Genomic DNA, 13,015 nt, shown 5'->3' with positions numbered 1-13,015 from the left:
CCTAAAATGCCCACACGCAGTCGCCGATCACTCGTCAAACATGACAACTTTACCGACATAGGGTAAATGCCGATAACGCTGAGCATAATCAATACCGTAGCCCACCACGAATTCATCCGGAATAGTGAAGCCGACCCACTCGACAGGCACCTGTACTTCGCGGCGCTCGGGTTTATCCAGCAACGTACAGATAGCTAATGATTTCGGGCCACGCAGTTGCAGAATTTCACGCACTTTACTTAAGGTATTACCTGAGTCGATGATATCTTCGACAATCAGCACATCTTTGCCACGGATATCTTCATCCAAGTCTTTGAGGATTTTTACATCGCGGGTGGTGCTCATGCCATTGCCGTAGCTGGAGGCGGTCATAAAATCGACTTCATGGGAAACATCAATGGCGCGGCACAAATCAGCCATAAACATAAATGAGCCACGGAGCAACCCGACCAGCACCATTTCACTGCCGCTGTCGCGGTAATGTTCGGAGATTTGGCGGCCTAATTCGGCAATTCGGGTTTTGACTTCCTGCTCGGAAATCATGACTTCTACAGTGTGTTTCATAGGTATTAACGTCGCTTTTTACGTTGCTTGCCGGAAGAAAGCCGCTGAGTTTACCATAGCCTGAGTCAGGTTGCGACGGACTCACCCGCCGCCGACATAACCTGTTGCCAGCCCTTAAGCACTAACCGTAAAGCCTAGCATCATACCGGTATCTTCATGTTCCAGCAGGTGACAGTGAGCCATATAAGGGTTGCTGGTTGGGGCCAGATGATTAAAACGCACCAATATTTCACTGCGAGCGCCTTCCACGCGCACGGTGTCTTTCCAACCACGGCGATGCTCCGCAGGCGGGTTGCCGTTTTCGCTCAGAATACGGAACTGCGTACCGTGGACATGGAATGGATGCAGCATCATGTCGCCTTCACCGGAAACCGTCCATTTCTCATATTTGCCCTGTTTGGCGTCAAATGCCGCTTCGGTCATGGAAAAGGCTTTGCCATTGATCATATTGGCATGGCTGAAATCAAAAGCAGGAGCCGCGGTCATCGCTCCATGATTCATACCTTTCATATTGCCGTGGTCCATGCCGCCCATCGCACCATTATCCATCCCGCCCATATTGCCGTGATCCATGCTCATCCCCGCCATAGCTTGCATACCATAACGGCTCATCAACGCCTGCATGCCCAGCATATCCAATTTAGGATCCATCATCAGTTGGAACCAACGCTCTTGCAGCCCCGTGGCATCAGCAAGTGACGGCACCACGACCAATGAATCTGGCAGCACTTTACTGCCTGCAGCTAATGAAGGTTGAAGCCGTAATACCGGTAGCGGCTTATCAAATGGCGCTAATGTCATACCCATCTGTTTTACCGGCAAAGTGACCAAATCAAGTGCCTTGCCGTCTGAAGTATCCACCAGCACCTCGAAACGTTCGCCCATCAGTATCGGCAATTCGCGCACCGCAACGGGTTCGGCCAATAGACCACCGTCACTGCCAATCACATACATTGGGCGGCCATCGCTAAGGGCCAGATTCAGAGATCGCGCATTACACCCATTCAGCAGCCGTAAACGCACCCAGCCGCGCGGAGTTATTTGCTGCGGATACTGGGCACCATTAGTGAACATTCGATCACCAAACCACCCCACCGCAGCCGTCATCACATCCAATTGATAGTCAATTTGACCATCTTTTCCGAGTAATTTATCCTGCAAAATAACCGGAATATCATCCACGCCCCACTGTTTCGGGAGCGGCAGTTTTTCGCTGTCACTATCATCTATCAGCACTAATCCCCCTAGCCCCATCGCGACCTGACGGCCGGTGATACCGTGGGTATGGGGATGGAACCAGCAGGTGGCGGCGGGTTGTTCTATTGTAAATGCCACCTGGCGTTTGGCTCCCGGCGGAATCAGCGCCTGTGGCCCACCATCTACGTCGCCGGGAATTTCCAGTCCGTGCCAGTGCACAGTTGTGGCTTCCGGTAAGGAGTTTGTGACATTAATCGTGACCGGCTTGCCGCGCTGCAAACGAATTGCTGGCCCTAATAAGTTGCCGTTATAGCCCCAGGTTTGAGTGGCGGCGGAGGGCAACCAGGCCATAGAACCCGTTTGGATATTCAGATCAATGTTACCGCTGGCATCTGGTTGAAGTAATGGCGGGATGGGTAAAGGTGAAAAATCTGCGGCCAAAGCCGCGCGGCTCCATAAAGGCAGTGAAGTGGCGGCTCCAAGAGCTGCCGTTAACTTGATAAAATCACGGCGATGCATGGTCGTCTCCATTCTGGGCTGTGAGTAAATGATGATGAGTAAGTGCTTACAAGGCACAAAAACAGCATTGTTGGCCAGCATAAACCTTCCCCTTGAGGGAAGGTCAAGGAGTAATCAATCACTTTGTGAATCAATCCCCGTATATCCCCACACGGAGAGCATAATAAAATTTACTCTGAACCATCACAGTGTGATAACGTCTGCTAACAATGAATAAGCCAGTCTCCGCTATGAAAAGAACAACATTAGTTATGCTGCTGCTCACTCTGTGCGGATTCTCATCTGCCAGTTCTGCATTAAGTGAATCTGAAGCAGAAGATCTTGCCGATCTGACTGCGGTATTCGTTTATCTGAAAAATGATTGTGGCTATAGCGAATTACCCAATAATGAAATCAAACGGGCAATTGTCTATTTTGCTCAACAGAATCGCTGGGATCTGCGTAACTACAATAGCTTTAATATGAAAGCCTTGGGTGAAGAGAGCTATCGCGACCTGCGGGGCATTGCGATCCCGGTACCTACCAAATGCAAATCTCTGGCTCGTGACTCTTTAAGTTTATTGGCCTACGCTAACTAGCGATCCCGCATTTACCCTTTCAGCCTAAAATTCAGCCGTGCAACCTCAGCCAGAGTTGGCTATGATGTTGCCCCCATTTTTCATGGCTGTTACTGCGAAGGAGAAGCCCCGAACATGTCACAGAAAGAACTATGGTATGAAACATTACATGCCAACTTCGGCCAGTATTTTTCAGTAGAAAATGTACTGTACCGCGAGAAAACCGAGCACCAGGATTTGGTGATTTTTGAGAACCCTGTGCTGGGTCGGGTAATGGCGTTGGATGGCGTGGTGCAGACCACCGAACGCGATGAATTTATCTATCACGAAATGATGACGCACGTCCCTTTGTTGGCCCACGGTCAGGCAAAGAAAGTGCTGATCATCGGTGGCGGCGATGGCGCGATGCTACGCGAAGTTAGCCGTCACAAAAATATCGAACAGATTACCATGGTAGAAATTGACGCCGGTGTCGTCGAGTTCTGTCGCCAGTATCTGCCCAATCATAGCGCGGGCGCCTATGATGACCCCCGTTTCAAGCTGGTTATTGATGATGGCGTCAACTTCGTTAATCAAACGACTGAAAAGTTCGATGTCATTATCTCTGACTGCACTGACCCCATTGGGCCAGGAGAAAGCCTGTTCACATCGGCTTTCTATGAAGGGTGTGCCCGTAGCTTGAATGAAGGCGGCATCTTTGTTGCACAAAACGGCGTGTGCTTCCTGCAACAAGATGAAGCGGTTGATAGCCATAATAAGCTTAGCCACTATTTTAAAGATGTCAGTTTTTATCAGGCAGCCATTCCGACATATTACGGCGGTATCATGACCTTCGCCTGGGCGACGCAAAACCCACTATTGCGCCAGTTGGATATCACCACGCTACAACAGCGTTTTGTCGCAGCGGGTCTGACCTGCCGCTACTATAACCCAGCCATTCATGTCGGCAGCTTTGCTTTGCCGCAGTATCTGCTGGATGCCTTAACGACCAAACGTTGATAATCCGTAAGGAGGTGAACTAAATTGTCCAAGCTTAAACTGCACGGCTTCAACAACCTGACTAAAAGCCTGAGTTTTTGTATTTACGATATTTGTTATGCCAAGACCGCAGACGATCGCGATGGCTATATCGCCTACATTGACGAACAGTATAATGCCAACCGCCTGACCGAGATCTTGACTGAAACCTGCTCAATCATTGGCGCGAATATTTTGAATATCGCCCGCCAGGATTATGATCCTCAGGGGGCAAGTGTCACGATTTTGGTCAGCGAAGAGCCGGTTGATCCACGCGATGTTGATACATCGGAGCACCCAGGCCCGCTGCCAAGTGCCGTTGTCGCCCATCTGGACAAGAGCCATATCTGCGTCCATACCTATCCGGAAAGCCACCCTGAAGGTGGATTATGTACTTTCCGTGCAGATATCGAAGTCTCGACCTGTGGCGTCATTTCACCGCTGAAAGCACTGAATTACCTTATTCACCAGTTGGAATCCGATATCGTCACCATGGATTATCGGGTGCGTGGTTTTACCCGTGATATCAACGGGATAAAACATTTCATCGATCATAAAATCAACTCGATTCAGAACTTCATGTCTGACGATATGAAATCGCTGTATCACATGATGGATGTGAATGTTTATCAAGAAAATATCTTCCATACCAAAATGATGCTGAAAGATTTCGATTTGAAGCATTATCTGTTTAACGCCAAGCCAGAAGAGCTAAGCGCGGAAGAGAGAGAACGTATTACCCACCTGCTGTATAAAGAAATGCAGGAAATCTACTATGGCCGCAATGTGCCAGAAGTGTGATGTTATTTGGGTAATAACAAGTCAAAAATCCCGGTTTTCGCCGGGATTTTTGATTAAGGTAGTTGGGTATTGATCTTCCACTATTCCCATCGCCCTGACCGGCAATGTATAAGAAGATCCTATTTCTCCATCTGATATCGCACAAGGATGATGCCCCTGTTATGAACCGCCTCCCGACCCTGTATGGCGTTATTGCGATCCTGCTCTGGAGCATGAGTGTCGCCTTGACCCGTGGGCTATCTGAAACCTTAGGGCCATTTGGCGCGGGTGCCGCCATTTACACCGTCAGTGGTATTTTGGTGTGGTTGGTGGCGGGTAAACCGACCGTACGCGGGCAACATCCGGCTTATCTTTACGGTTGTGGTTTGCTGTTTGTGGTGTATATGGTGGCTTTTGCCTTAGCTATTGGCATGGCGAATGACCGCCAGCAGACACTGGAGATAGGTCTGATTAATTACCTGTGGCCGAGCCTGACGCTGCTATTGGCGGTGCCATTACTTAAACTCCGTGCACGATGGTGGCTCTGGCCGGGTGCGGCTCTGGCCCTGTTTGGCGTGATTTGGGTGGTCAGTGGTGGGAATGGGCTGGATATCAAGGTGCTACGAACCAATATTAGCAGTAACCCATTGGCATACAGTTTGGCGCTGATTGCAGCATTTACCTGGGCCGGTTACTCCAATCTGGTGCGAGTATACAGCCGAGGGCCTGGGGCATTACCACTGTTTTTACTCGCCTGCGCGCTATGCCTGTGGGTGATGTTCTTTATGCTGACGCCCGGTAAGTTGCATTTCACCCAGCGTGCCACTTTTGAACTGTTACTGATGGGGGCCAATACCGCGCTGGCCTATCTGTGCTGGGATATCGCCATGAAAAAAGGCAACGCCACACTGGTCGCTGCCCTCTCTTACTTCACACCGTTGTTATCAATACTGATCGCCAGTTTATGGCTCAATACACCCCCCTCAGCCGCATTCTGGCCGGGTGTTGCCATGGTAGTGCTCGGCTCGTTGTTATGTTGGTCTGCCAGCCGCGCCACTATTTAGTCATGATGAAGTTACGGTAGCCTTTCAATACCAGCAGAAAGTCCTCTAAACCACACAGACAGAGGCTTTCTTCGTCATAGTAATTCATACCTTCTTCCATCTCGTCGCCTTCAATATCTAATTGATTGGCGCGCACCATCACTTCTTCACCATCCAGCCACAAAGTATATTCATGACCATCCAGCTGCCACTGACGTTCACTGCCTTTGACTTCAGCCGCTGCGGCTTCAATTTGATCGAGTTTGGCTAAATCGCCTTTAATTTCTTCATTGAGCCAGTGGCCGATCACTTCATGTCCCATGGAGAATCTGACCAGCACTTGCCCGGTTAAATCACGCAAGAATTCATAGTCCATAGCACGTCCTCCTGATGCCCTTCTAATTATTGTAACCGTATTTAGTTATCTCACTTGGCGCAAGCTCGCAAAGCCAGTAAATAGCGGCAATATTTCACTTCGATACGATGTTTAAAATAGAAACGGGAGGCCCTAGGCCTCCCGTGAGTGCTGGAATATAACGGTTTACACGGCGGTTTGGAAGATCACACCATCCGCTTTATCCGTATATTGACTCAACTGATCAAAATTCAGATAGCGGTAAGTATCTGCTGCGGTCTTATCAACCTGAGCCATATAAGTTTGATATTCATCAGGAGTTGGCAAACGTCCAAGCAGTGATGCAATTGCTGCCAGTTCAGCCGACGCCAGATAAACATTTGCTCCATTCCCCAAGCGATTCGGGAAGTTGCGGGTCGAAGTAGAAACCACCGTCGCCCCATCTGCTACACGTGCCTGGTTACCCATACACAGCGAGCAGCCTGGGATCTCAACACGGGCACCACTCTTACCAAAGACGCTGTAGTAGCCCTCCTCGGTCAGTTGCGCGGCATCCATTTTGGTCGGTGGCGCGACCCACAGGCGGGTTGGCAACTGGCCTTTGTGTTGATCCAGTAGCTTACCGGCGGCACGGAAGTGACCAATGTTGGTCATGCAGGAACCGATAAACACTTCATCGATTTTGCTATTAGCAACATCAGACAGCAAACGCGCATCATCTGGATCGTTAGGCGCACAGAGAATCGGCTGGGTTATTTCCGCCAGATCGATTTCGATCACCGCAGCGTATTCCGCATCTGCATCACCTTCCAGCAGATTCGGATTAGCCAGCCAGTTTTCCATACCATTGACACGACGCTCCAGTGTACGGCGGTCGCCGTAACCTTCAGCTATCATCCACTTCAACAACACAATGTTGGATTGCAGATATTCAATGATCGGCGCTTTATCCAGTTTGATGGTACAACCGGCAGCAGAGCGCTCGGCGGAAGCATCAGCTAACTCGAATGCCTGTTCAACTTTCAGCTCTGGCAAGCCTTCAATTTCCAGAATTCGGCCAGAGAAGATGTTCTTCTTGCCTTGTTTCTCAACCGTCAGCAGGCCTTCCTGAATTGCGTAGTAAGGGATTGCATGCACCAGATCACGTAGGGTGATACCCGGCTGCATTTTACCTTTAAAGCGCACCAACACTGATTCAGGCATGTCCAGAGGCATGACACCTGTTGCTGCCGCAAAGGCCACCAGACCAGAACCCGCAGGGAAGGAGATCCCGATAGGGAAACGGGTGTGGGAGTCACCACCAGTACCGACAGTATCTGGCAGCAGCATGCGGTTGAGCCATGAGTGGATGATGCCATCACCCGGACGCAGTGACACGCCGCCACGGTTCATAATAAAGTCAGGTAATGTGTGATGAGTGGTCACGTCTACTGGCTTCGGATAGGCCGCAGTATGACAGAATGACTGCATCACCAGATCAGCGGAGAAGCCCAGACACGCCAAATCTTTCAGCTCATCACGGGTCATCGGGCCGGTGGTATCTTGTGAACCGACCGAGGTCATTTTAGGTTCGCAATATTCACCCGGACGCACACCTGCAACGCCACAGGCACGACCCACCATTTTCTGCGCCAGCGAGAAACCTTTGTTACTCTTGGCAACCGGCTTCGCCACACGGAAGACTTCGCTGACTGGCAGGCCCAGGGATTCGCGCGCTTTGGTAGTCAAACCGCGGCCGACGATCAATGGGATACGGCCTCCGGCGCGTACTTCATCCAGCAACACGTCAGTTTTCAGTTCGAAAGTAGCTAAAATCGCGCCAGTATCATGGTGACGCACTTCGCCCAGATACGGGAAGATATCAATCACATCGCCCATATTCAGGTTGCTGACATCCACCTCGATTGGCAATGCGCCGGCATCTTCCATGGTGTTAAAGAAGATTGGCGCAATTTTGCTGCCCAGCACCACACCGCCGCCGCGCTTATTCGGCACGTAAGGGATGTCGTCGCCCATAAACCACAGTACCGAGTTGGTAGCGGATTTACGGGAAGAACCGGTTCCGACAACATCGCCAACGTAGGCCAGTGGGAAACCTTTTTTATTCAGCTCTTCAATCTGTTTGATGGGGCCAACACTGCCCGGTTGATCCGGATGAATGCCTTCGCGGGCATTTTTCAGCATCGCCAGTGCGTGCAGTGGGATATCAGGGCGCGACCAGGCATCTTGAGCCGGAGACAAGTCATCGGTATTGGTTTCACCGGTAACTTTGAATACGGTTACCGTGATTTTCTCAGCCAAAGGTGGGCGGGAGAGATACCATTCGGCATCCGCCCAGGATTGCATAATTTTCTTGGCGTGAGGATTACCTGCTTTGGCTTTTTCTTCCACATCGTAGAAGTTATCAAACATCAGCAGGGTGTGAGATAAAGCTTTGCCCGCAATCGGAGCCAGCTTTTCATTATCTAACGCATCAATCAACGGATGAATATTATAACCGCCCTGCATGGTACCAAGCAGTTCAATTGCTTTCTCAGGGGAAATCAGTGGGGAGTGGGCTTCACCTTTGGCGACAGCCGCCAGAAAACCGGCTTTAACGTAGGCGGCTTCATCAACACCGGGGGGAACACGGTTAATCAGCAGATCTAACAGGAATTCTTCTTCGCCAGCAGGCGGATTTTTTAATAATTCAACCAGCGCTGCCATTTGTGATGCATCTAATGGCTTGGGGACGATACCCTCAGCAGCACGCTCGGCTACGTGCTTACGGTATTCTTCTAGCACGACTCTCTCCTCGCTTTAATTATCATATATTTTCTTGGCTTATCTGTAGTCACCAGCCATCATCAATGATGCACCAGGTGTAAGGTAAGATGCCCAGTTTCGCTCAGCCAGCATACCAGTATTTGAACTCAGTGTTAATTCGTTCACATAAAAGCAACATTAAATTTTTGCTGAATCGTTGAGCGCAGTGTAATCACCTGAACTATTGATAACCGCTCTCAGTTAGCCCCTTGCAAGCGGGCAAATATCCGCAAAACCTCCCCGCATAATAACCATACATTAGGAATGGATACCATCTCTCGGTGAAAATCTCGTGCTGTTGATGGGGCTTTTAGAGCGCGGAATGAGGAGGGGAAAATATTGTGGCGATAAATGCAGCAGAAACAGCCGATAATGGCTGTTTCTGCATTTTCTGGCAAAGCGAATAATAGCCCGTAGACTGGTGGGGCGACTGCATCGATGGGCGCTTCGGCGGCCTAAGCCGCTACGACCCATTCGGTACATTTCCCCGCTTATCAACTCCGTTATTACTATGAAAAAACACTATTTTTCAAGTGACTCTTCTAATATTTAGAATTGGGTATTCAAGCTAACAAAATATGTCCGCCCCGGTTCATTGTAGGTTGCTGCACCGGCACCGGCGATATTGGCGACGTTCTGGGCATTCCCCTCACGGAACTGGCGTTTATCGAACAGGTTTTCAATACCGGTGGTCACACTGACATTTTTGGTCACTGTGTAGCTCGCGCTCAGGCCAAAGATGGCATATGGGCTAACTTCATTGCGCGCTGTACCGGTGACTGGCAGGCCCTGATAGTCATATTTCTTCGGTTTCTGACGCCCATACCATGTCACGGTAGACAGTAAGGACAAATCATCTGTAGCCTGCCAGCTTACTGAGCTGTTCAGGGTAAACTCCGGTGTGATAGATAAGTAATCGCCGGTAGATTTGTTCTTCGACTCCAGCATGTAGGTCAGGTTGCTGCTCCATTGCACTGTGTCAGTGAATGGCACCGTCAGGTTACCTTCCAGCCCTTCAACCAGCGCTTTTGGCACATTTTCCCATTTGAAAATATCGGAATTAGCATAAGTTCCGGTGCCGCCATTGGCCGTCCCCAGGGAGACTAAACCTGGCTCAATCTTATTGCGGTAATCGTTACGGAAATAAGTGATACCCGCAATAATGCCATCATCATGGAATTCGAAACCGATCTCTTTGTTGACGCTGGTTTCTGCTGATAAATCGTCATTGCCCATCAAGTAACAGCTACCGCCACCGCCATAGCAACCCTGACCACGGCTATACAGCAGGTAATTGGGGTTGGTTTGATAGAGGTTTGGCGCTTTGTAGGCGCGGGCAATCCCCATTTTCATGGTGAAGTAATCGCCCAGTTCCTGTGACAGGTTTAACCCCGGACTCCAGTTGCTGCCTGCGGTGCTGTGGTGGTCAAAACGCAGCGCTGGGGTCAGCATTGTGGTGTCTGTCAGCTCGATATTATCTTCAACAAACACTGAGGCTATCTGTGCTGAGGTGCGCGTATCTCGCCCTGTTCCCGTCAAACCACTAACACTACCGCCCTCAGTCGTCGTCTGGGTGTTGGAAGTCGGGTCATTCATTTTCTGGTCATTCCATTCCGCACCGACAGTCAGCACTTGATTAACCCCTAACTCAAACGGCAGGTTAACCTCGGAATGGGCCAGATAGTTGTCCAGCTTGATGGTACTGAAATAATTATTTGAGAAGATACCCTCGGTACCCCCTGCCAGCCCCTCATTAATACGGGAGTTGCGAGTATTTTCATACTGCACATAGGAGGTGGTACTGACGCCGTTATCCCAAAAACCACGATGCGTTAACGAGAAATTATCGCGATACATTACGTTGGTTTCCGCGCCATACAGGCTGCGCACAATGGCATTGCTGTTGGTGTTTTGTGTATCACCAGCATAAATATTTCCCTGACGGCTATAGCCCGCCTCGAACTCCAGGGATTGGCCCTGCGCAAACTCCCAACGCAGTAACCCGTTGATATCTTTATTACGAACCCCTTCACGACCGGCAGGCAATGTGCCAGCCTGATTACCGGTTCGGGCCGATTCATGGCCTTGGTTAATATCCCAATCATCAGCATCAGTTTTATTGTATCCACCGTATAAGCGGAAACTGACGGTATCACTGAGCGGCCCCAACAGGCTAAAGTCGGTACGACGAGTCGCGCCTTCTTCGCTGTGCTGCGGCAGATTCATGTAAGCATTCCAGCTACCATGCAGCTCTTTGTCCGGCTGTTTGGTGATGATATTCACCACGCCACCGGCGGCACCATTACCGTAGCGCGCGGCGGCTGGCCCGCGTAATACTTCGATTTTCTCAACCATATTCGCCGGTACCCAGTTGGTATCACCACGGGTATCGCGCTCACCACGCCAGCCATAACGCACGGCATTACGGCTCGACACCGGAATACCATCAATCATAATCAACGTGTTTTCAGGCCCCATGCCGCGAATATCAATCTGACGATTATTCCCGCGCTGACCGCTAGCTGAGTTACCGGACAAGTTAACACCTGGCATGGTACGAATAATTTCAGACAAATCATTAGCTGGAGGACGTTTGCGGATATCTTCCGCCGTGATAGTCGATGCGCCAAGTGCTTGACGAACTTGCTGCTGGGCCGTGACCACCAAGGTATCGCCGGTAGTTGCTTTGTTGTCGGTTGCCGTTGTTTCTTTTTGTTGTGTTGCGGCTGTATCAGACCCTGCCTGAGTGGTATCTTGTGTCTGCGCCCAAAGCGGGGTCGAAATACAGATACCAATCAAGCTCGCTAAGGTCGTCAGAGAGCGCCGCTGCCATTTTACTTTCATTACACTTTCCCCGATGCAAACGCCCACAGCAAATGTCAGCAGAGGAAAGTCTCTGCCAATCTATTCATAGGGCAACAAAAACGAACAAGATTGATAATTATTTTCATTATCAATTCATCTGGCTAATTGTTACATTTGCAATCAGAAAAATGGTTTGTGCAAACAGCAAAACCCTTTGTTATAAAGTCAATGTTGTCAAAACATGAATATCTTTAGAGAGGCCAGCATGTCGGCGGTGAAGAAAAATAAGTTGCGCAATATTTCCCCGTCATCCAAACCGATTTATCGCGACCAAATTGTGCAACAGTCAAATCTGGTGGCCAGTGACTATCAACTGAGTGGCGCGAAGTCATTGTCCACTGATCCGGTTTTGTATGGCGATTTTCAGGTATTGCGTCTGAATCCGCATCTGATCCTGCATACCGCGAATGTGACTAACCTCTACGATATCAAAACGCAGAATCAGCTCAATCCGGCGCTGAAGCTAGCGATTGTGGTCAGTGGCAGCGCACATATCTCATTTGGCGGTAAAGAGCTGCATTTGCAGGAAAAGGGCGATGCTTCACTGGTTTCCCTGACTGAAAATACCCTATTTACTCGCCACGGTAAGAACAATAGCCATGAGCGCACTCTGACCCTCACCTTTGACCGTGAATGGCTGTATGGCGATCTATTACCGCAAGCCGGTTCCTGGGATACGCTGTACAACTTTACTCAGCAGCATCTGGCGATTCATTTATGGCGGCCATCAGTTCACGCCCAAGCCATCGCCCAGAAAATAGCGAGTGCTCCGCCCTTTTCAACTCCACTGGAACGTTTGCATTGTGAAACACAATGTATTGGCTTAATTATCGAAGCATTCAGTTCGCTGGAACAGCAGGCGTTACAGCAAAATAAAGTCTCGTTACGCGGCATGAATCGAATCCAGCAGGTACGTGATTGGCTGGAAAGTGGCGAGGCAGACCATCTATCGATGAGTGAATTGGCGCGTTTGGTCAATATGAGCCAAAGCACTTTGCAGCGACGTTTCCGTGAAAGTTACCACACCACGGTATTTGAATATTTGCGCCATTGCCGTTTAAAACGCGCCATGCTGGCTATCCAGAAAGAAGGGATCAGCATCGATCAGGCGGCAACTATTGCGGGTTATACCAGCCCGGCGAATTTTGCTACGGCGTTGCGCCGCACTTTCGATATTTCGCCCAGCCAATTACGTGCTGGGGCTATCTTTGATCGCTAAACTTATTGATCGATTAAGTTACTGATCAATAAATTCATTGAACGCTAATAATTAAGCGATCAAAAGCGCCTGATTTATACCATCCCTTAAACAA

Annotated in this window: 10 protein-coding genes; 5 read left to right on the top strand and 5 right to left on the bottom strand. The window is 49.8% G+C overall.

Annotated features, from left to right (window positions below; genetic code table 11):
* Nucleotides 1-27: 27 nt before the first annotated feature.
* Nucleotides 28-564, bottom strand: a complete 537-nt coding sequence (gene hpt / locus HU019_RS10140) for a hypoxanthine phosphoribosyltransferase (RefSeq protein WP_005167149.1) — start codon at nt 562-564, stop codon at nt 28-30.
* A gap of 114 nt (nt 565-678) precedes the next feature.
* Nucleotides 679-2,280 (bottom strand): multicopper oxidase CueO, encoded by a 1,602-nt coding sequence (gene cueO / locus HU019_RS10135; protein WP_174848701.1) that lies wholly within the window; start codon nt 2,278-2,280, stop codon nt 679-681.
* A 230-nt stretch (nt 2,281-2,510) separates the two neighbouring features.
* On the opposite strand from cueO, the gene HU019_RS10130 reads away from it, so the two are divergent.
* From HU019_RS10130 to yddG, 4 genes are all read left to right on the top strand, one after another.
* A complete protein-coding gene (locus HU019_RS10130; protein WP_050100428.1) occupies nt 2,511-2,858 on the top strand; it encodes a YacC family pilotin-like protein in 348 nt (115 codons plus the stop codon).
* A gap of 114 nt (nt 2,859-2,972) precedes the next feature.
* The gene (speE, locus tag HU019_RS10125) at nt 2,973-3,836 is read left to right on the top strand and encodes a polyamine aminopropyltransferase (RefSeq protein ID WP_174848703.1); all 864 of its coding nucleotides are present in this window, start codon (nt 2,973-2,975) and stop codon (nt 3,834-3,836) included.
* Between the two features lie 24 nt (nt 3,837-3,860).
* A complete protein-coding gene (gene speD, locus HU019_RS10120) occupies nt 3,861-4,655 on the top strand; it encodes an adenosylmethionine decarboxylase (protein ID WP_050165462.1) in 795 nt (264 codons plus the stop codon).
* A gap of 161 nt (nt 4,656-4,816) precedes the next feature.
* The gene (gene yddG / locus HU019_RS10115; protein WP_174848705.1) at nt 4,817-5,698 is read left to right on the top strand and encodes an aromatic amino acid DMT transporter YddG; all 882 of its coding nucleotides are present in this window, start codon (nt 4,817-4,819) and stop codon (nt 5,696-5,698) included.
* Here yddG and yacL read toward each other — a convergent pair.
* The 3 genes from yacL to HU019_RS10100 all read right to left on the bottom strand — a co-directional run bounded on the left by yacL (nt 5,691) and on the right by HU019_RS10100 (nt 11,681).
* Nucleotides 5,691-6,053, bottom strand: a complete 363-nt coding sequence (gene yacL, locus HU019_RS10110) for a protein YacL (protein WP_174848707.1) — start codon at nt 6,051-6,053, stop codon at nt 5,691-5,693. The two genes, yddG and yacL, sit on opposite strands and share 8 nt — an antisense overlap.
* A 165-nt stretch (nt 6,054-6,218) precedes the next feature.
* Nucleotides 6,219-8,816 (bottom strand): bifunctional aconitate hydratase 2/2-methylisocitrate dehydratase, encoded by a 2,598-nt coding sequence (gene acnB / locus HU019_RS10105; RefSeq protein WP_174848709.1) that lies wholly within the window; start codon nt 8,814-8,816, stop codon nt 6,219-6,221.
* A gap of 570 nt (nt 8,817-9,386) precedes the next feature.
* On the bottom strand, nt 9,387-11,681 hold the full coding sequence (locus HU019_RS10100) for a TonB-dependent siderophore receptor (protein ID WP_174848711.1): 2,295 nt from the start codon (nt 11,679-11,681) through the stop codon (nt 9,387-9,389).
* Between the two features lie 226 nt (nt 11,682-11,907).
* Here HU019_RS10100 and HU019_RS10095 point away from each other — a divergent pair, with 226 nt between their 5' ends.
* The gene (locus HU019_RS10095) at nt 11,908-12,921 is read left to right on the top strand and encodes a helix-turn-helix transcriptional regulator (RefSeq protein ID WP_174848763.1); all 1,014 of its coding nucleotides are present in this window, start codon (nt 11,908-11,910) and stop codon (nt 12,919-12,921) included.
* Nucleotides 12,922-13,015: the final 94 nt, after the last annotated feature.

This window comes from Yersinia artesiana, from assembly GCF_902726545.1.
Lineage (GTDB): Bacteria > Pseudomonadota > Gammaproteobacteria > Enterobacterales > Enterobacteriaceae > Yersinia > Yersinia artesiana.
This window is presented reverse-complemented; position numbering and strand designations above follow the sequence as displayed.

Bases quoted from the DNA above. Each gene is read 5' to 3' on its own strand.
- HU019_RS10095 (WP_174848763.1), top strand. From the start codon at position 11,908: ATGTCGGCGGTGAAGAAAAATAAGTTGCGCAATATTTCCCCGTCATCC.
- cueO (WP_174848701.1), bottom strand. From the start codon at position 2,280: ATGCATCGCCGTGATTTTATCAAGTTAACGGCAGCTCTTGGAGCCGCC.
- speE (WP_174848703.1), top strand. From the start codon at position 2,973: ATGTCACAGAAAGAACTATGGTATGAAACATTACATGCCAACTTCGGC.
- HU019_RS10100 (WP_174848711.1), bottom strand. From the start codon at position 11,681: ATGAAAGTAAAATGGCAGCGGCGCTCTCTGACGACCTTAGCGAGCTTG.
- hpt (WP_005167149.1), bottom strand. From the start codon at position 564: ATGAAACACACTGTAGAAGTCATGATTTCCGAGCAGGAAGTCAAAACC.
- yacL (WP_174848707.1), bottom strand. From the start codon at position 6,053: ATGGACTATGAATTCTTGCGTGATTTAACCGGGCAAGTGCTGGTCAGA.
- HU019_RS10130 (WP_050100428.1), top strand. From the start codon at position 2,511: ATGAAAAGAACAACATTAGTTATGCTGCTGCTCACTCTGTGCGGATTC.
- yddG (WP_174848705.1), top strand. From the start codon at position 4,817: ATGAACCGCCTCCCGACCCTGTATGGCGTTATTGCGATCCTGCTCTGG.